Consider the following 16,842-nt stretch of genomic DNA (forward strand, 5'->3'; position numbering starts at 1 on the left):
CGTAGACAACAGGAAGACAGGAAGCTGCGAAGGCGCGGCCTCACCAGTCGCTCGACAGACCGCCGGCTCACGCGTTTTTACACGGCCTCGGCCAGAACACGGCAAATACCCGAGTTGTTCGAGCGGGTTATGGTCGCGCACTACGATCCCGCCTATGCACGTTCGACACGGCGCAGTTATCCCGCACTTGCAGACGCACCAGTCGTTGACTTGCAGGAACTGTCGCCAGACAGTCTCCGCGCCGTGGCGCTTGCACTCATTCAGCGCTTCGGCTAAACGACCCTTATCTCAATCTCACTAAAACCGTGTCATTGCCCATCGCCCCAGCGATACGGGTGGAATAGGGCATATTTGCCATGTCGTCTATGCGAGAAGCATATGGACGCAGAGAAATTTCGCCTTGTAGCAGTGGGTACCTTTCTTCGTGTTTCCGTTTGTAACTGAATTGGCGGAGGGGAAGGGAGGGCGGGTATGGTCATATCTTATGAATTGATCTAATCGGGACAGATTGACTGATTGGGATTGCTTCAAATATGACCACGACGATCGAAGACCGCATGATCTTGCTCCTGAATGAGCAGGCACGCCTCGCGCCAAGTGAAGACGAAAGGCCAAAGGGCGCACTTCGCAGGGCGTTCGGTACTCTGCTCCCGAGGCCCGAGTCTGGCCGGGGTTACTTGGAGCGGCTGACGGAATACACCCGTATTTCCATTCAGCGCTGGCGTAAGGTGTTTCATCGTCGACAACGACCCGCGCCAGACATGATCGAGGCGCTGGCACGTCTTTTCCCGCACTATGCTTTCTGGCTTGTCACGGGCATTACAGACGCGGCCAATGGCCATGTTGCACCGGATAACGCGCAAACATTTCCGGAGCGCCTGTATGCGCAGTCAGATGGCGCATCCCAGTATTTCCGCAAATCACTGGTTCTATTTCGTCGCCTGTTCGAGGAGTCGGGCGTCAATCTGCAAGATGACCATCAGCGCATGTATGCAGCGGAACGCACCAGGCCGCTCGCTCACTGGCACGACAGCCCGCTTGTCGATGCGGCTTACCGGATTTCTCAATCAAGGGAGTACCGCGAGCTGCATGAGATCTGGGAATCCCGCGAGAAGTACCGGGTTGATGACCTGAAACGCATCTGGCCAACATCCCCTGACGATCGCCCGTGGGTGCAGCGTGCGAAGGAAGCAAAGGAGCAGGGGCATTCGTTTCCTATACTGGGCGTCGATCCCCGCACATCGCACCAGGACCACTGCGATCTTTACTACGTCCCGCGAGCGCCCTGCCCAACGCGCTTCGCATTGAGCGTTCTGAACACATCGCCGGCGGATCTGACTGACGAGGAGTTGAAGCGCCTGCGAACATGGTTGGAGCAGTTGCAGGACGATGACCTGTTCGTGTTCTTTCAGTATCTCGAGCATCACGGCATCGACCGTGAGTTAATTTTCCCGTTGGAGCCCGGAACCATACGATTCGCATGGCTCGGGATGGCCGACTCCGAGATAGAACAGTTCGTTAATTACGTGCAAAGCCAGCGTTCGAGTCGATCGCGCGACAAGTGTCCAGCGCGGATGGGCAGAAGGCTGGCGTAGCACCCGGGTGCATGAGGTGGCCCGGCGATTCGCCGGAGCGAAGATGATTGTTGGATTGGAAACTATGAGCGACTGTATCAGCATTGTGTGCCCTTCTTGTGGGGCCGATCACGGTGATGATGGATGGGAAGTCTTGCAGGAAAACGAAGTCCATCAAATGAAGTGCGAATTCTGCCGCGCGGAATTTTTCGTATCGATCTTCGAGTGCGAAAGATGCGTGGCAGACAATGTGATTTCGTCTCTGTCTGAGCATGAAGTCAAGAATCGGACGTGTCGTGCGTGCGGGCATCGCCCCGAGATCGAAGGCGAGGATTATGAAGAACCTTGTCTATGAACGAGCCGTTAGTGCCGATGTCGAGCAGGTGGGCATTCGCCTCTATCAGGTGCCAGGCGGTTTCATTGCGGAAAGGTATCTGATTCAGGGGGACGAACTTATGCTGGTTCAGATTATGCCGATTTCATCAAAAGGCGAGTTTGAAAAGTTCGCGCTTTCGGACCCACATCATTCGGCGATGCGGGCAATTTATATGGAAGTGCGAAACATTGTCTGGGCGGATGGGGTTGGTGAAGTAATCTAGATGGATCGACCGTAATGGAACTGAGCTTTGATGCCGTTATAAATGCAGCGGATGAATTGGAGTTGACGCCGCTTGTTAGCGACGCAATTCGATCGAAGGGAGCGGAATGGTTTGTGTTCGTTTCGTTGCATCCTACCGATCATTCAGCCAGCCGCTCTACCCATCGATTCTTGATCGGTTGTCGCCCTGAATGGTGTCAACTGTACAACGCGAATCGATGGTATCTGACGGACCCTTGTCTCGATTACGCACGATCGAACACTGCGCCAGTGTTGGGCTCGGAGTTGCCAGTCCGGACTGCCGGGCAAAAGCGGATGCTTGAGGTTGCCGCGGAATACGGGTTTCTCAGCACGTTCCTCATTCCTGCGCACGCTAGCGAGAAAGGCCGGATTGGAGCTCTCTACCTTGGCTCGAGCGTGAAGCCCGAGGAAGGTGAGCCGAAACTCAGAGAGGGGCGGGCATTTTTCCGGGCCCTGGCGTTGGAGCTCCTCGATTGGTCATCGCGGGGAGTGCGCGAAGATGCGATCAGAAAGTGTGGCCTTTCACAACAGGACGTGCAGTTGATTGGACTCGTAAGATCTGGCTTCAATGCAGGTGCGATCGCCGATGAGCTGAAGGTGTCTTCGACGACTGTCTACAGGCAGTTCCAACGGATCAACGAAAAGATTGGCGTTTCGCACATTACCGCGGCGGTGTGGTTTGCGGAAGAAAATGACATCTTTGCGCAGCAATAAGGGCGGGTTCTGGCTGTCGACGCTATTACCAGCGACCGCGACGGCATTCTTCTTTTACCGGCATCCCTGGCTGTTTTTGCTATTCCTGGTTGCGGTGGTTCCTGCCGCTGACGCGCTTATCGGGCAGGACGTGGAGGTCACGAACCAGAGGGCGAGCCAAGCGCCGAGCGGTCCTGTAGTCCCGGTCACTTATATTTGCGTGTGGAGCGCTGCGGTGCTTGTTGCCCTCGAAAGAGCGATGATCGCGAGGCCACTGGAGTTTGCCGGGCTCGTTGTTGCCTCCGGGGTGGTGAGTGCATTCGCGATGGCGCATATTCACGAGGTAATGCACCGCGGCGGCCGTGCATCCAGGTTGATCTCCGACGTAGCGCTAGCAGTCGCTGGATACCCTCACTACCGAGTCGTGCATCAACTCCATCACGGGCATGTCGGCGATCCACGATTTGGCTCAACGGCCCATGTTGGCCTGTCGGTTTGGCGTCACGTCGGCCGCTCCTTCTTCTCGGCGCTGAGATCCGCTATTGCTTACGAGCTAAGTCAGACCCGCAGTTGGAGGGGAAGCCGGCTCCTGCAGATCGTCCTGGTCAGCGTAGTGGTCGTGGGTCTTTTCGCGTGGTTTGGTGGGTGGCGTGGGGCGGTCTTCTACGCGGGGCAGGGCATAGTCTCTGTCTTCGTCGTAGAGGCGGTTGGCTACCTACAGCACTATGGCCTGTGTGGTAGTCCTGACGACCTGGGCAATCAAATTGCGTGGGACGTTAATTTCTGGTTGTCCAATCGCCTATTCGTAAATAACGGGCTTCACACCCACCATCATCTTGAGCAAACGCAGACCTATGATCGTCTGGTTCACGCCGGGAGAGCGCTTCCTGGCGGCTATCTGCACATGTTTGGCCTGGCGTTAATTCCACCGCTATGGTTCTCAGTCATGAACCATAGGCTACCAAAGACAAACGACTAGCATAAAACACTGGCGGCTGCAAGGCTAAGTGGGCCTCTTGAATTCGTCACATCATCTGTTGGAAAGTGTCACTACGGTGTTGTCTTGGTAGTGCGCTTGCGTGTGGCAAGAGCGAGCATGCGTTCGGCGAACATCGTTATCTCGTCTGGGGTCATGAGCTCGGCGAGAGACATCGTAGTGACGGTTTCGCGTAATTCGTCGACTTCGGTATCGTCGCGGACCCTGAGTTGGGGATAGGTCGACTCCAAACGCGCGACCAGCTCAGCGTTGAGTGAGCGCTGATTCTTCGTGGCGGATTCGTTCAGCTGGTGGTAGAGGGGCCACGGTAGCCGGAATTGTGAGCGGTAGCTGTCTTTCATAGTGACATTTGACACTACGTTGGCGCTGGAATATAGTGACATTGTGTCACTGCATCGTAGTGACTATAAAGCACCAGAGGAGAGAGAATGGGTGACATCGTTCGCTCGCAGTGTCGACTCCCCCGAGAGCTAAATGAGTGGCTCATCGATCGGGCAAAGCAGGAGGCACGGTCAAAAAATGCGCAGCTGATTGTTGAGCTTCGTACTCGTCGGGCCGAACTGGAAGATGAGGCGGTCAGCAACGAGTGCGCGTCGGATGCGCTCCCCGCGTCGCCCACGTCGCGACAGGAGGCGGTGTCAGAAGGAGATTTAATTGGCTCGCATCGCGCGGGCCGGATCTTGGCGAGGTAACGCCAGACAGGGAAGGGCAGGCGTGGAGGTACGGGTAGTAGAAGCGGTCAGCGTCGATGTTGCGAGCATTGGCGCCGACCTGACCGGTTGTTGAAACCTGAGAGGTCGACAATGGCTAAAGCCATTATATCGTTCCGGCGCAGCCAACGATTGAGCGTTGGTGAAGGGGAAAGTCATGCTTGATTTCAACTCCCTGGCCCAGCAATGCGCGCCGAACGTCCACCCCATGACACTTCAGGCGGTCGTGAGGACTGAGTCCGGCTTCAATCCCTACGCGATCGGCGTCGTTGGTGGCCACCTTGTTCGCCAGCCGCGCGATCGCGCTGAAGCGGAGACGACGGCAAAGGCGCTCAGTGCACAAGGCATCAATTTCAGCATGGGGCTTGGACAGGTGAACAAGGCCAATCTTGCCCGCTACGGATTGACCTACGAAACGGCCTTCGATCCGTGTGAGAACCTGCGCGCGGGCAGCGCGATACTGCGCGACTGTTATGAGCGGGCGACTGCGGCAATGGGGCAGGGTGCGCCGGCATTGCGTGCTGCGATCAGCTGCTACTACAGCGGCAATTTCACGCGCGGCGAGTCAGCCGACGCTGGCGGCACCAGTTATGTACAGCGCGTCGTTGCCAACGCCCAGATGGCGGCAGGTTCAAGCGCCGTCGTTCCTGCGATTCCTGTTGTGATGGACAGTCAGTCCGGCAGACCAGCACACGCTGCAGCGCCCGATGCCAAAACATCTTCCGCGCGCCGCAGTGGCCCAAAACAACGGCAGGACGTACCGCATCCGCCATGGGACGCATTCGGCGATTCCGCTTGTGACAACGACTGCAACTGACCTGAGCCGCGACGACGCGGCCTGATCTCAACCACGTGAAAGGAGAAGACATGTATTGCAATACGAAGCTCGCGACCATGATATTAGTACAACTGAAAGATTATTCATATCGCATATCAATGCGGCGAATCGCAACCCATATGCGCCAGACGATAGCACTCGGCACCGCAATCGGTCCGGAACTTGCATTCGCGGGTGGTGGGCTCGATTCGGCGACGCAGGGCGCGACCACCTTCAAGATCTGGCTTTATTCGTTCCTTGGCGTCGTCGCGGCCTGCGTGCTGATGTGGAAAGGGGCGGAGTGCTGGGCCGATCGCGCGCACTGGAGCGAGTTTGTGACGATGTGCGGCAAGGTGGCGGCGGTGGGCTCGGTGGTCGGTGTGCTCGCACCGTATCTGTGGAACATGTTCAGCTGAGCACGCCATGTCGGACGAAAAAACCCGCTATCCCGGATTCAACGGCCTTGGCCGCACGGCGGCCATCTGGGGCGTTCCTTATATGGCGATGCTGGTTGTCGTCGTCGCGTCGATGTTTGTCGGCGTGCTGATTTCGTTCTTCGTCGGACCAGGCGGTCTGCTGTTTGTCTTCCTGGGCTTTCCGGTGCTGCTGTATTTCAAGCACATCTGCGAAACCGATGACCAGGGCCTGCGGATCATGTGGCTCGAACTGCGCTGCCGCTTCTACTTCTGGCAGTTGCGGGTCCGCGCGCGGCTAAATGCCGGGCGAGCCGCCCCGCGCTTCGGCAATACCGCTACGCTCGCGCCGCTGAGATACGGACGGCAACGCCGCGTCTACCGCGATTTCCTCAAACCGTTGTCCAGGGGTGAGCGCCGGCTGCGTGAACTCGATCCGGAGGCCTGATGCAAAGCAGACCCGCCGTCACCAGCGAAATCCTCGGCGCGATCGGCGCCGTGGAAGACTGGATTCCGAAGTACGGGCATCCGGTCACAAAACACGTACAGCACCTTGAGGGCAACCGGTTCATGGTGACGCTGGCCATGCGCGGCGTGCCATTCGAGGTGCACGAGAACGTCGCGATGGAGCGCATGTTCGATCGTGATACGGAAGCGTACAGCAAGCTGGGTCGCGACCTGGGTGGCCGCCTTGGCTATCACGCAACGTTCGTGCGCCAGCGCGTGAGTTTCGATCGCGTGTACCGGTTCAAACAACGCTTCCTGCAGTGGTTCGTACGCGAGTACATCGGGCGACGTTTCGGAGACGAAAAGTTCTTCGAGAACCGCTACTACCTGTCGCTGATTCTGAAATACGAGGAGTTCGATGACGGCCTGAAAGAAATCGGGTCTCTCGCCCAACAGGCACTGCTGCAGTTCGCCGAGTATGAAGCCGAGTTGCTTGAAGTGTACCAACGCAAGCACATGAACGGCACGAAGATGCTGTTCTCGCCTTTGTATGGGCTCGTCAGCTATCTCATCAATGGGAAGACCGGCGATCTGCCGGTCGCGGCGGAACCCGGCACCGATGTCATCCCGTCGAGCCATCTGCACTTTGGGTACAACACGCTCGAGATCGGGGCGAGCGACGTGCCGGCGTACCGGCGCGTTGCAACCTGCCTCGACCTTCGCAGTTGCCCGGAGAAGCCTGGCTGGGGCCAGCTCGACCCGCTGATCACGTTGAACATGGAATTCACGATTACGCATACGTTCAACTGCATGACGGGCTTCGAGTCAAACCGGACTATCGATTCGGCAATCAACAAGCTGGAGTCGGCCGGTGACAAGGCGAAGCATCAGGTTAAGGAATTGCGCGACGCACAGGGTTACGTGAACACGGGTGAACTGTCGTTCGGCGAGTATCACGGCGCGGCGGTTATCTACGGCGAAACAGCGAAAGAAGCGCTGGAGAACGCCGACAGGTTTGCGTCCCGTTCGCGCAACGAGTGTGGCGTTGAATGGTCGCCCGCGACGGGGTCTGCTCCGTTCACGTACTTCTCACAAGTCCCGGGCGCGCGGCGCAAACCGCGACCGAAAGTGCAGTCCTCGCGCAATTTTGCGGCGATGTACACCTGCCATGACTACTCGTCAGGCAAGGCGGAGGGCAACCCGATCGGTGACGGGTCGGCCGTCATCCCGTTTCGCTCGGATTCCGGCGTGTACAACTACAGTTCGCACGCCAGCCGGCTCGGGGACGTCAATGTCTCCGAGAAGGTGGCCGGCCATTTTGAAGGGAAAGGCACGACGGGCAGCGGGAAATCTACGGTCGTCACCGCGATGACAGGCATGCTGTACCGCTTCGATCCGATGCTGTACGTGCTGGACAAGGGCCGGGGCTGGGAAGTGTTCATTCGTGCGATGGGTGGCGCCTATGTCTATCTGGAGAAAGGCAAGCCGACAGGATGGGCGCCGTTCGAGCTCGCCGACACGCCAGACAATCGCGAATTCCTGTACGGGCTTGTCGAACTGTGCGGCCGCAAGAACGGTGTCGACCATCAGGGCAAGCCAATCAGGATTGACCTGACGGCCGCCGAGAAGATTCACTGCCGCAACGCAGTCGATGCGGTCATGGGGGTCGATGACGTTCGGCTGCGCCGCTTCAGCCTGCTACTGGACAGCATTCCGGACGAAGGCGACGACGGCCTGCGCGCACGTCTGTCGATCTGGTGCAAGTCGGAGGGCGGCCGGTTCTGGTGGGTGTTCGATAACCCGCCCAATCTTTCCCTGAACATGAGCGAGCAACGCTGGATCGGTTTCGACGTTGAGGCATTTCTTGTCGAGAACTATGAGCCGTCGGAGCCTGCATTCGCCTGGCTCTTCCATCTCAAGAAACTGATGCGTCGGGAGGGCACCCTGATGCAGACCGTGATCGAGGAGTACTGGCTGCCGCTGCGCTTTCGCACGATCCGCGAGCAGATTGAGGAAACGCTCGCCAGCGGGCGTAAGGAAGGGGAGTTCATGGGACTGATCACGCAACAGCCGGAACAGGCGCAGCGTGCGGCAGACCTGTTTCCCGCGTTGCGCAGTCTGGTCGCGACGAAGCTCTGGCTGGCCGATCCGGCGGCCGAAGAAGAAGCCTATCTGCGCGACGGCATGACCCGCAAGGAGTTCAGGGAATTCAAAAAACTCACGCCACAGTCGCGTCGATTCCTGATCAAGCAGGGCAACCAGTCGGCCTTCGCCAGCTTTGACCTGAGCGGCCTGGACGATGCGATTGCGGTGTTCTCTGGCGATCGCGAGAACGCACTGATCTGCGACGGGGTGCGCGCCGAGTTTGGCGACGATCCGGACGTCTGGCTGCCGGTCTATCTGGAGCGCGTGTTCGAACGCAAGCTGCGCACGCGGCTCGCGGCGAAGCACGGCGCAGATGAGCGGCTGTGGTCCGCCGAACTGCAGCGCGGCCTCGAGCGCAAGCGTGCCGAGCTTGCGCAGATTTATCCGCCGGCACATCAGCCGGTGGACGACGAAGTTTTTGCCTGATGTGTTGCAACCCATGGAGGGAATAATGAACAGCACCGATGTCTATCCGGCCGTAGCCCGTGCTGCCGATCCGGCGCTCGCCGAGCTTCGCCTCACGCTACGCGAACGCTCAACGCGTGGCGGTATGAGTCTCACATTCCGACCGCAGTGGCTGCGGCCGCGAAGCTCTCTCATCGCACTTCTGTGTGCGTGCGCGTTTTCGCAGGCACGGGCGCAGGGTGTGCCGACCATCTCACCGGCGGAGCTCGCGCAACAGATGATGCAGGTCGAGCAGCTGGGGCAGCAGATCCAGAATCAGGAAGACCAGTACCGTGCGCTCACAGGCAACAGCAGCTTCGGCAACATCATGAACGATGCGTCGCTGCGTAACTACCTTCCGGAACAGTGGCAAAACATTTACGACCAGGCGAAAAACGGCGGGCTCTCGGGTATCAGTTCGTCGATGCGTTCGATCGAGCAGCAGGAAAGCATGACCGGCGCGAGCACGCCCGGTCAGCAGCGCTATTACGACACGCTCGCGGCCAACAAGGCGATGAATGAGCAGGCGTACAGCGCGACGATGGCGCGCCTGAACAACATCCATGCGCTGATGCAGCAGTCCAACATGACGCAGGATCCGGCGCAAAAGGCTGATCTGCAGAACCGGATGGCCGCGGAAGAGGCGATGGTCACAAATGACCAGACGCGCCTGCAGCTCACCGCGCAGTTGCAGAAAACAGAGCTGCAGCTTGCCGAACAGCAGCGCGACCGTGAATTCGACAACGCATTTCTGGGGAAAACCAATGGTCAATAAGACACTTCTCGGCTCAATCATCGCTTTGCTGGTCGCGATCGCTGGCTATCTCGGATACCTCGCGTGGGATCGTCACCAGCACAACGTGCAGGAAGAGCAGCAGCGGCAGCAGGATCTGAAGTTCGATGCGGCGTTTCTCGGCACGACTCCCGAGAAGCTGGCCGCCGAGCGTAAGGCCAAGGGTATCAACGCTGCAAGCGACGATGCCGAAGCGCGCGCGGCCGGGCTGAAGTAATCCGGCTCGTCCATCAATCACTGACCGAAGCAGGAGCTATCCGTGGCAGACGTCCAGCTTTTCACCTCAATGACCAATTCGTTCGACAAGAACGTCTTGAACACGATCTCGACCGGATCGAGCAACATCATTGCGCTGATATCGCCATTGATGGCCACCTGCTTCAGTATCTATGTCCTGTTGATTCTCTGGACGTACTGGCAGGGGCGCAATGACGAGCCGATCAACGATTTCCTGATGCGCATGGCGACGTGGGCTCTGATCCTGACCTGCGGGATGAACATCCAGTTTTACAGTGAGTACGTCGTTCCATTCTTCAATGGTTTTGGCGAACAGGTTGCCGGCGCGTTGACCAACGGTAGCAACCCGGTGTCCGGCCTCGACAACCTGCTCAATGCATACATCAACGCAGCGCAGGCGATCTATGCACAAGCGTCCGGCCTGAAGGTTATTGCGGCCATCTGGACGATCGCGCTGATGATCATTTTCGGTGGCCCGTTCATGGCGATAGCCATTGCGTACATCATTCTGGCGAAGTTTGCGCTTGGGCTTCTGCTCGCACTCGGTCCGTTGTTCATCTCAGCGGCGCTCTTCCCACCATCGAGACAGTTCTTCTGGAACTGGGTCGGTCAATGCATGAACTACACCCTGCTGGTCGCGCTCTTCGCGGCTGCATGTGCACTCGAAGTCAATTTCGCGATGGGCGTGGTACCGCTGAACGGATCCCCCTCTATAGCGCAGGTTATTGACCTTGACATCATGGGCCTGGCCTTTTGGGTTATCTCGCTTAACCTGCCGGGTTTGGCTTCGTCTCTCGCGGGCGGTGTCGGTATCTCGACGATGGTGGGCAAGCTGGGCAGCGTCGCGAAATTTACCGGCTTGCTGGGAAAAATGGGCGGCGGATCGCCGAAGACCGGCGGTAGCTTGAGTGAGGCGTAAAAAATGATCAGGTTATTCAGGACAATCGCACGTTGGTGGCTGATCGCGGCGGTGGTGGCAACGATCGGCACGATGGTATCGATCACGCTGTTTTACTAGATGCCACGCAATACGCCTGTTTTGCTCAATCCAAAGGAGAAACGGAGACCATGAAATCTCCTGTCGCTATTTTACTGATGGTCTTCGCGCTGCAGGCGTGCAGCTCGGCGCCGAAGCCACCCGAGCCGACTGGCCAGTGGGTACCCGTCAATCAACCGTTGGCCCAGCAGTCGGGCCATACGGAACCGAAGTGAGGACCAGGATGGCATCGACTATCAGGCAGTGGTTTGCGTCGGGAGCGAACGCGCGCAAACGTAAAGGAAGCCCGGCCGGGTCGACCACGCGCGCGGAGGCGCCGGTGAGCGGTGTTGAGTCAGGTGAGCGCGATGCGGTCAGCTGGTACCTGAAACAGGCGCAGGCCTTCGAGAAGTCGAAGGTCGAAGCAGCGGAAGAGAAGGCCCGTATCGCCGACCGCCGCTCAGTATTATCGGGCGTTGTCGCGCTCGCCGCTGTTTCTGGCATGGGGGCTTTAGGACTCCTAAAGCGGCCGACCCCCCCCGCTGTGCTGCGCGTGAACGACACGACAGGGAAGGTGGATGTGTTGCCGACAACCGCGAACGGACACGTTACGTTTTCGGAGAAGACCGATCGGGCGGATCTGCACCGTTACGTCGAACTGCGGGAGAGCTACGACTGGGAGACGATTTCGGACACGCATGCCGCGGTGATGTTCATGAGCGACGACCACGAGAAGGAAGCCTATGACGGGCTGGTGCGCGGCCCGGTGGGCCCGCTCAAGCTGCTGAAGGATCAGGCGCGGGTCATCGCGCACGTCGGCTCGATCACGTTCGTGGGAACGACGGCTCAGGTGTTCTTCTCGCGTCAGCTGGTGCCGCTGAATCCCGCAGCGAAACGGCCGGATCCGACGTACTGGATTGCGACGGTCGCCTTCGAGCGTGTGAACGTGCCGGAAAAGCAGGACCAGCAGGATCTCAACGCGGACGGTTTTCGCTGCACGAGCTACGAGGTCACGCGAGACTGGACCCGGGCGCCCGCCGATGCCGGGGCGACGTCGGGACCGGCGTCGGCCCCGGCTGCAGCCGGAGGTGGAGCATGAAAGGACGAACGATCCGGATGTCCGCAGGCGCGGTCGCACTGGGCTTCGCGTTGGGGCCGATCCACGCGCGAGCGCTCGAAACGCCGCGCAGCTGCGGTTCAGACCCGCACATCCAGTGCGCGACCTACGACCCAGACCAGGCCTATCGTGTGGCCACCATGCCGGGGCGTGCGGTAATGATCCAGTTCGAGCCAGGCGAGCACATCATCAACAGCGGCGAGGGGATAGGCGACGGCAAGGCCTGGCACGTGGCCATCAACGACAGTGGCGCGATGCTCAAACCGGGTGCGCCGCAACCGGAAACCAATCTCCTGCTGGTCACCAACCGGCGCACCTATCCGCTGTCTCTTGTCGATGTGTCGGCTGCACAGCCGGCGACATGGATCCTGCGGTTCGACTATCCGGACACGCGCGCCAGAGCGGCGAGCGCACAGCTGCGCCGCCAGCAGGCGGTAAGCGCTGCGCTGGGCAGTCAACAGGGCAATGGGCCGGCCATTCCCGCCTCGATTGTGAACAGCGTGGGCACTGCGAAATCCACGCCTGTGGCGTCGGTTCCCGCAGCAGCCAATATCCAGTACATGATGCGCGGCGATCGCGCACTCGCGCCGACCGCGCTGTGGGACGACGGCCGTTTCACGTACTTCAAGTATTCAACCGCGCGTGACCTGCCGACGATCTTCACGAAGCTTCCCGACGGTGGCGAGGCGACGGCGAACTTCCATATGGAAGGCGATACGGTCGTCGTGCACGAAGTGTCGAAGTCGTTTGTCATCCGCTACGGCCAGTCGGTGCTGGGTATCCGCAACGACGGCTATTCGCCTGATGGTCATTACAACCGTGCGGGCTCGTCGGTACCGGGCAGCGTGCGCATCGCGCGTGACCATACCGATGCATCGACGAATTGATCAAGGGAGCGAACAGGGTATGACTGAACGAAACGAAATGGAACCTGCGGCGTCGACCGACGTCGGCCCGCAGCCATCGCTCGACCTGCCTGGTCGCCGGAAAACGCGTGTGGGCAAGCTGCGTCTGGTACTGGTCGCGCTCGCCGTTATTGCGCTGGGTGCGTCGGGCGTCACGATCTATCTGCAGCGCCTGTTCCAGCAGCATCAGGATGCAAAGCAGGCGGTGCTGAACAAGCCGAAGGACAGCGGCGCGAGTGATGCCGGTGCGGATCTGGAGACGCAGAAGGATCGTATCAAGCACGCAGAGGACGAGCAGGCCCGTGCAGCGTCGGAGGCTGCGGCCGCGGCGGCTGCGTATTCCCACCTCGCGACGCCGTCCGGCGCGGCATCGCAGACGAACGGACAGGCTGCGGCCGTGAGCAACCAGCCGCGGCCGCTTACGCCGGCCGAGCGCCGCCTGCAGGGCAGCGTGCTCGTCGCGGGTAGGGGCAATGAGGGGAACGACGATTCTGGCCAGAGCAACGATGGCCCCGTGGCCGCCAATGAAGCTGCTGGTGACAGCGGTGGCAACACCGGCAGCGGCAACGCCGGGGTCAGTGGCCACGATGCGTCAGGTCTGGCAGGTCTGGCGAAGTCGATGGGGCTGTCGGCGCTGCGCGGCCGCAATGCAGGCGGCACGTCCAGCCCGCCGGGCAGGACGGACAGCGGCGACGGCAACGGTTCGTCGATCGACCAGTCCTTGCAGCCGTCAAAGCTGCAGCCGATGCAGGCCTCGTTCCGGCCGAACCGGCATTACCTGCTCAGTCGCAACACGATGATCCGCTGTGGTCAGTCGACGGCGATCCGCACCGACCGGCCGGGCCTGATCGGGTGCCCGATCGCGCAGGACGTGTGGTCCGACGATGGCACGACGCTGCTTGTTCGCAAGGGTGCGATGGCAAAGGGCGAGCAGCGCGATGCGGTGATCCAGGGGCAGGGCGTGATCGGCGCGATCTGGGACGAGATCGACGACGGCGACGTACACATTCCACTGAACTCGCCGGCTACCGATCCGTTGGGTGCCGCGGGCATTCCGGCCTACGTCGACGAGCATTTCTGGCAGCGCTTCAAGGGCGCGTTGATGGTCAGCCTGATTGGCGACTTCGGCCAGGCGCTGGCGAACAAGGCAACCGGGTCCGGCCAGCAGATCACGTTCTCCAACAGTTCGAACGCCACGCAGGATGTGGCTGCGGAGACGCTGCGTAACACCATCAACATCCCGCCGACAGCGTATTCGAACCAGGGCTCGGTCATCAATATCTTTGTGGCGCGCGACATTGACCTGAGCGGCGTGTACGAGAACGTCGACGCGCAGGGCGAGCCGGTTGGCCAGAGCGGACAGCAATGAGGAACGGATCCATGAACCTGAAAGTCACCTACCCCGACGACTTCCCCCTGCACGGCCTCGATCGCGACATGTTCGAAACAAAACTACGGAGCGCACTGCGCTTCTGTTTCTACGGCAACACGGTCCGGCAACTGGCCGAGCGGGTCGATGCGCGGCGTGTGCAGATGGTTCCCGATGCCTTGCCACTGCGTCAGATCGCCGACGAGCACGCGTTCGAGGATTGCATGGCGCTCGATGGGTGCCGGATCGACGACATGTCAGCGCCGCTGCGACGCAACCTGCTGCGTAGTGTCGGGGCGCGTATGGGGCTGACGATCTCGGAATGGAGCGACAACGCCTTGCCGTCGCTCGATGACGAGGTCAATCCCGCAGCCGCTCACGCAACGGACGTGCACGCAACTAACCGTCAACCCATCGAGACACCACCAATTCACGATCGCCAGGCGCCACTCACATCGCGCATCTGGCTTGCAGCGGGGCTGTGCGCGGCTGCGGCAATCGGCGGTGCGGGCTGGAAATTGACCCGACCGGCCGCGCCCCTGAGCGCAACCGTCGTTTCCACGTCGCCGGCGCAAACGCTCCGCGAGCTTGCCAGCAGCGTGCCAGACGACCGACGCCCGTATCGCGTGTCAGTGCTGATCGAGCCGCAGGATCCGGGCACCATGCCGCGCTGAACCTGTGAGGCACTTTGATTAATGAATGTGACCCTAAAACAGGAAGGAGTGCGAATGAGCGCAGTCGTAATCGATGTGATCGAGAAGGGTACGATCGCCCGCAGTTTCCTCAAGCAGATGGGCATCTCGAACTTCTTCGACGGTAGCCTCACCGAGGTCGCGATCAACCGTCCCGGTGAGATCTGGACAAAGGGCGGTGGTGGGTGGAAACGGCACGACGCACCGGCCTGCTCACTCGATGCGTGCTTCAAGCTCGCGAACGCCCTGACGGTGATGAAGGGCGGCAAGTTCTCGACGAAGGAGCCGATTCACCCGGTCGTCCTGCCCGATGGACAGCGCGGGCACGTGCTGATGCAGCCGGCCTGCGAGCAGGACACGATCTCCATCACGATCCGCATCCCGTCAGACCTACGCTTTTCGGTTGCCGAGTACGAGCGCAACGGCTGGTTTGAGGGATATCGCGACGTCTCACCGCGCCGTGAGATGCCAGCGGGGCTCGACCTGCAACCGTTTGAGCTCGGGATGCTCGAGGCGGAAGGTCAGCGCAACGTCACGCGCATGCTCGAGCTTGCGGTCGCCAACCGGTTGAACATTGCTCTCGCCGGCGGTACCGACTCAGGCAAGACGACACTGAACAAGGCGCTCTCCGACCTCGTGCCGGCCGATGAACGGATTGGCACGATCGAGGACACGCCGGAGCTGTCGCTGCCGAATCACCCGAACCGCGTGCACATGTTCTTCAGCGACACGCTGCCGGCGAAGGATCTGGTGCGCTCTACGCTACGCATGACGTTCGATCGTGTGTTTCTTGCCGAACTGCGCGGTGACGAGACATGGGACTACCTGACGCTGCTGAACACGGGCAAGCCCGGCGGCATCACGACTGTGCATTGCAACGATGCGCGTTCGGCCCATTCGCGCATCGCGACGCTGGTCAAGCAGAGCGTGGTCGGCCAGACGCTCGACTGGCAATTCATCATGGACCAGGTGCGGGTAACGGTCGATCTCGTCCTGTTCATGCGCAACAGGCGACTGGCCGAGATCTGGTACGACCCGATTGGCAAGGCGCAACTGCTGGGGTGTGTCTCATGAGCGCCGATGCCGCGGCGCAGATCATCGAACAGATCGTGATCGGCCTGTGCGGTGCGCTCGCCGTTTTCCTGTCGCAGGACCGGCGTGTGCACTGGCGGCGCTGGGCCTGCATCTTCGGGCTGGCCGCGCAGCCGTTCTGGTTCGACATGGCGTGGCGAGCGCATCAGTACGGCGTGCTCGCGCTGTGCCTTGTCTACGCGGCGTCGTGGGCCCGCGGTTTCACGGCGCACTGGCTCGTACGCAGGGAGGACCATGTATGAACTTCACAATCAGCGATATCGAGGCGGCGATCGAGGGGTGGCGCATGCGTTCGCCGTCGGACGAAGCATTTGCTGCCAGCACAGAAGCCCGCGCGCTGGCTCGGCTCTACGGCGCCGTGATCGTGCACGGCTGCGAGGGTGTCCCCGACGCCGGGCTGGACGACGCGCAGCGCGACGCCTTGCGGATCCTGTCCGCCGCTCCACTCGGAGAGTTCCCGCAATGAAGGCAGATCATCCTGTTCCGGCGACTGCCGATGCCGCGGACTCGCACGATGACAGCCAGTGCAAATGGCGACCGTCCGGCGACTTTGCGCTGGTCCACCCGTCGGGCTGGACGATCGCGCGGTACTCAGTCTATGACGAGTGGCACTACCTGCTGTGGGAGCCGATCAATCGCTGTACGGCGGACAACAGCAAACAGTTCCACGGACCCTTCGGTAACGTGCGCCACGCGATGCGCCTGCATCGCGACCTGAGCGCGCATCTGCAACAACGGGAGATGGCCGCATGACAACGCATCTGATATTCCAGGCCGCTATCGACGCGGCCGCGCACTGAGG

The 16,842-nt window shown here is 60.4% G+C and carries 21 protein-coding genes and 1 pseudogene; 21 read left to right on the forward strand and 1 reads right to left on the reverse strand.

Annotated elements, in window-relative coordinates:
- The 5 genes and pseudogenes from BM438_RS45925 to BM438_RS38265 all read left to right on the forward strand — a co-directional run.
- Positions 1 to 276, forward strand: a pseudogene (locus BM438_RS45925) (hypothetical protein); the annotation flags it as partial.
- Between the two features lie 257 nt (positions 277 to 533).
- The gene (locus BM438_RS38250; protein WP_208620747.1) at positions 534 to 1,595 is read left to right on the forward strand and encodes a hypothetical protein; all 1,062 of its coding nucleotides are present in this window, start codon (positions 534 to 536) and stop codon (positions 1,593 to 1,595) included.
- A gap of 314 nt (positions 1,596 to 1,909) precedes the next feature.
- Positions 1,910 to 2,173: a hypothetical protein gene (locus BM438_RS38255; RefSeq protein WP_093645416.1), complete on the forward strand. Its 264-nt coding sequence runs from the start codon at positions 1,910 to 1,912 to the stop codon at positions 2,171 to 2,173.
- Between the two features lie 14 nt (positions 2,174 to 2,187).
- A complete protein-coding gene (locus BM438_RS38260) occupies positions 2,188 to 2,907 on the forward strand; it encodes an autoinducer binding domain-containing protein (RefSeq protein WP_093645419.1) in 720 nt (239 codons plus the stop codon).
- Positions 2,885 to 3,865 carry a fatty acid desaturase gene (locus BM438_RS38265; protein ID WP_093645421.1) on the forward strand — a complete coding sequence of 327 codons (981 nt, stop codon included), beginning with the start codon at positions 2,885 to 2,887 and terminating at the stop codon, positions 3,863 to 3,865. Before BM438_RS38260 ends, BM438_RS38265 begins: the two co-directional genes overlap by 23 nt.
- Before the next feature lie 71 nt (positions 3,866 to 3,936).
- Here BM438_RS38265 and BM438_RS38270 read toward each other — a convergent pair whose 3' ends face one another.
- Complete coding sequence (locus BM438_RS38270) at positions 3,937 to 4,224, reverse strand: Arc family DNA-binding protein (protein ID WP_093645588.1); 288 nt, start codon at positions 4,222 to 4,224, stop codon at positions 3,937 to 3,939.
- A 526-nt stretch (positions 4,225 to 4,750) separates the two neighbouring features.
- On the opposite strand from BM438_RS38270, the gene BM438_RS38280 reads away from it, so the two are divergent.
- The 16 genes from BM438_RS38280 (at position 4,751) to BM438_RS38350 (ending at position 16,793) form a co-directional block, all read left to right on the forward strand.
- Positions 4,751 to 5,410 carry a lytic transglycosylase domain-containing protein gene (locus BM438_RS38280; RefSeq protein WP_093645425.1) on the forward strand — a complete coding sequence of 220 codons (660 nt, stop codon included), beginning with the start codon at positions 4,751 to 4,753 and terminating at the stop codon, positions 5,408 to 5,410.
- 140 nt (positions 5,411 to 5,550) lie between these two features.
- On the forward strand, positions 5,551 to 5,826 hold the full coding sequence (locus BM438_RS38285; RefSeq protein ID WP_244179544.1) for a hypothetical protein: 276 nt from the start codon (positions 5,551 to 5,553) through the stop codon (positions 5,824 to 5,826).
- A gap of 7 nt (positions 5,827 to 5,833) precedes the next feature.
- A complete protein-coding gene (locus BM438_RS38290; protein WP_093645429.1) occupies positions 5,834 to 6,271 on the forward strand; it encodes a VirB3 family type IV secretion system protein in 438 nt (145 codons plus the stop codon).
- The gene (locus tag BM438_RS38295; RefSeq protein WP_093645431.1) at positions 6,271 to 8,841 is read left to right on the forward strand and encodes a VirB4 family type IV secretion system protein; all 2,571 of its coding nucleotides are present in this window, start codon (positions 6,271 to 6,273) and stop codon (positions 8,839 to 8,841) included. Before BM438_RS38290 ends, BM438_RS38295 begins: the two co-directional genes overlap by 1 nt.
- A 25-nt stretch (positions 8,842 to 8,866) precedes the next feature.
- Positions 8,867 to 9,634 carry a TrbJ/VirB5 family protein gene (locus BM438_RS38300; protein WP_093645433.1) on the forward strand — a complete coding sequence of 256 codons (768 nt, stop codon included), beginning with the start codon at positions 8,867 to 8,869 and terminating at the stop codon, positions 9,632 to 9,634.
- Positions 9,624 to 9,869: a hypothetical protein gene (locus BM438_RS38305; protein WP_093645436.1), complete on the forward strand. Its 246-nt coding sequence runs from the start codon at positions 9,624 to 9,626 to the stop codon at positions 9,867 to 9,869. The genes BM438_RS38300 and BM438_RS38305 overlap by 11 nt, the downstream gene beginning before the upstream one ends.
- 69 nt (positions 9,870 to 9,938) lie before the next feature.
- On the forward strand, positions 9,939 to 10,808 hold the full coding sequence (locus tag BM438_RS38310) for a TrbL/VirB6 family protein (RefSeq protein WP_093645439.1): 870 nt from the start codon (positions 9,939 to 9,941) through the stop codon (positions 10,806 to 10,808).
- A 149-nt stretch (positions 10,809 to 10,957) separates the two neighbouring features.
- Complete coding sequence (locus BM438_RS45755; RefSeq protein WP_167378518.1) at positions 10,958 to 11,101, forward strand: hypothetical protein; 144 nt, start codon at positions 10,958 to 10,960, stop codon at positions 11,099 to 11,101.
- A gap of 8 nt (positions 11,102 to 11,109) precedes the next feature.
- On the forward strand, positions 11,110 to 11,964 hold the full coding sequence (locus tag BM438_RS38315) for a VirB8 family type IV secretion system protein (protein WP_093645442.1): 855 nt from the start codon (positions 11,110 to 11,112) through the stop codon (positions 11,962 to 11,964).
- Positions 11,965 to 11,981: 17 nt separating this feature from the next.
- Positions 11,982 to 12,869 (forward strand): TrbG/VirB9 family P-type conjugative transfer protein, encoded by an 888-nt coding sequence (locus tag BM438_RS38320; RefSeq protein WP_425270759.1) that lies wholly within the window; start codon positions 11,982 to 11,984, stop codon positions 12,867 to 12,869.
- Between the two features lie 19 nt (positions 12,870 to 12,888).
- Positions 12,889 to 14,256: a TrbI/VirB10 family protein gene (locus BM438_RS38325; protein ID WP_093645448.1), complete on the forward strand. Its 1,368-nt coding sequence runs from the start codon at positions 12,889 to 12,891 to the stop codon at positions 14,254 to 14,256.
- An 11-nt stretch (positions 14,257 to 14,267) separates the two neighbouring features.
- Positions 14,268 to 14,930: a hypothetical protein gene (locus tag BM438_RS38330; RefSeq protein ID WP_093645451.1), complete on the forward strand. Its 663-nt coding sequence runs from the start codon at positions 14,268 to 14,270 to the stop codon at positions 14,928 to 14,930.
- A 54-nt stretch (positions 14,931 to 14,984) separates the two neighbouring features.
- On the forward strand, positions 14,985 to 16,022 hold the full coding sequence (gene virB11 / locus BM438_RS38335; protein WP_093645454.1) for a P-type DNA transfer ATPase VirB11: 1,038 nt from the start codon (positions 14,985 to 14,987) through the stop codon (positions 16,020 to 16,022).
- Complete coding sequence (locus tag BM438_RS38340) at positions 16,019 to 16,282, forward strand: hypothetical protein (RefSeq protein WP_093645457.1); 264 nt, start codon at positions 16,019 to 16,021, stop codon at positions 16,280 to 16,282. Before virB11 ends, BM438_RS38340 begins: the two co-directional genes overlap by 4 nt.
- Positions 16,279 to 16,506, forward strand: coding sequence for a DUF3717 domain-containing protein (locus tag BM438_RS38345; protein ID WP_093645459.1), 228 nt, complete (start codon positions 16,279 to 16,281; stop codon positions 16,504 to 16,506). Before BM438_RS38340 ends, BM438_RS38345 begins: the two co-directional genes overlap by 4 nt.
- The gene (locus BM438_RS38350) at positions 16,503 to 16,793 is read left to right on the forward strand and encodes a hypothetical protein (RefSeq protein ID WP_093645462.1); all 291 of its coding nucleotides are present in this window, start codon (positions 16,503 to 16,505) and stop codon (positions 16,791 to 16,793) included. The genes BM438_RS38345 and BM438_RS38350 overlap by 4 nt, the downstream gene beginning before the upstream one ends.
- Positions 16,794 to 16,842: the final 49 nt, after the last annotated feature.

Origin of the sequence: Paraburkholderia aspalathi, from assembly GCF_900116445.1 — a bacterium.
Taxonomy (GTDB): domain Bacteria; phylum Pseudomonadota; class Gammaproteobacteria; order Burkholderiales; family Burkholderiaceae; genus Paraburkholderia; species Paraburkholderia aspalathi.

Coding starts and splice junctions, on each gene's coding strand:
- BM438_RS38250 (WP_208620747.1), top strand. CDS start 534: ATGACCACGACGATCGAAGACCGCATGATCTTGCTCCTGAATGAGCAG.
- BM438_RS38255 (WP_093645416.1), top strand. CDS start 1,910: ATGAAGAACCTTGTCTATGAACGAGCCGTTAGTGCCGATGTCGAGCAG.
- BM438_RS38260 (WP_093645419.1), top strand. CDS start 2,188: ATGGAACTGAGCTTTGATGCCGTTATAAATGCAGCGGATGAATTGGAG.
- BM438_RS38265 (WP_093645421.1), top strand. CDS start 2,885: ATGACATCTTTGCGCAGCAATAAGGGCGGGTTCTGGCTGTCGACGCTA.
- BM438_RS38270 (WP_093645588.1), bottom strand. CDS start 4,224: ATGAAAGACAGCTACCGCTCACAATTCCGGCTACCGTGGCCCCTCTAC.
- BM438_RS38280 (WP_093645425.1), top strand. CDS start 4,751: ATGCTTGATTTCAACTCCCTGGCCCAGCAATGCGCGCCGAACGTCCAC.
- BM438_RS38285 (WP_244179544.1), top strand. CDS start 5,551: ATGCGCCAGACGATAGCACTCGGCACCGCAATCGGTCCGGAACTTGCA.
- BM438_RS38290 (WP_093645429.1), top strand. CDS start 5,834: ATGTCGGACGAAAAAACCCGCTATCCCGGATTCAACGGCCTTGGCCGC.
- BM438_RS38295 (WP_093645431.1), top strand. CDS start 6,271: ATGCAAAGCAGACCCGCCGTCACCAGCGAAATCCTCGGCGCGATCGGC.
- BM438_RS38300 (WP_093645433.1), top strand. CDS start 8,867: ATGAACAGCACCGATGTCTATCCGGCCGTAGCCCGTGCTGCCGATCCG.
- BM438_RS38305 (WP_093645436.1), top strand. CDS start 9,624: ATGGTCAATAAGACACTTCTCGGCTCAATCATCGCTTTGCTGGTCGCG.
- BM438_RS38310 (WP_093645439.1), top strand. CDS start 9,939: ATGACCAATTCGTTCGACAAGAACGTCTTGAACACGATCTCGACCGGA.
- BM438_RS45755 (WP_167378518.1), top strand. CDS start 10,958: ATGAAATCTCCTGTCGCTATTTTACTGATGGTCTTCGCGCTGCAGGCG.
- BM438_RS38315 (WP_093645442.1), top strand. CDS start 11,110: ATGGCATCGACTATCAGGCAGTGGTTTGCGTCGGGAGCGAACGCGCGC.
- BM438_RS38320 (WP_425270759.1), top strand. CDS start 11,982: ATGTCCGCAGGCGCGGTCGCACTGGGCTTCGCGTTGGGGCCGATCCAC.
- BM438_RS38325 (WP_093645448.1), top strand. CDS start 12,889: ATGACTGAACGAAACGAAATGGAACCTGCGGCGTCGACCGACGTCGGC.
- BM438_RS38330 (WP_093645451.1), top strand. CDS start 14,268: ATGAACCTGAAAGTCACCTACCCCGACGACTTCCCCCTGCACGGCCTC.
- virB11 (WP_093645454.1), top strand. CDS start 14,985: ATGAGCGCAGTCGTAATCGATGTGATCGAGAAGGGTACGATCGCCCGC.
- BM438_RS38340 (WP_093645457.1), top strand. CDS start 16,019: ATGAGCGCCGATGCCGCGGCGCAGATCATCGAACAGATCGTGATCGGC.
- BM438_RS38345 (WP_093645459.1), top strand. CDS start 16,279: ATGAACTTCACAATCAGCGATATCGAGGCGGCGATCGAGGGGTGGCGC.
- BM438_RS38350 (WP_093645462.1), top strand. CDS start 16,503: ATGAAGGCAGATCATCCTGTTCCGGCGACTGCCGATGCCGCGGACTCG.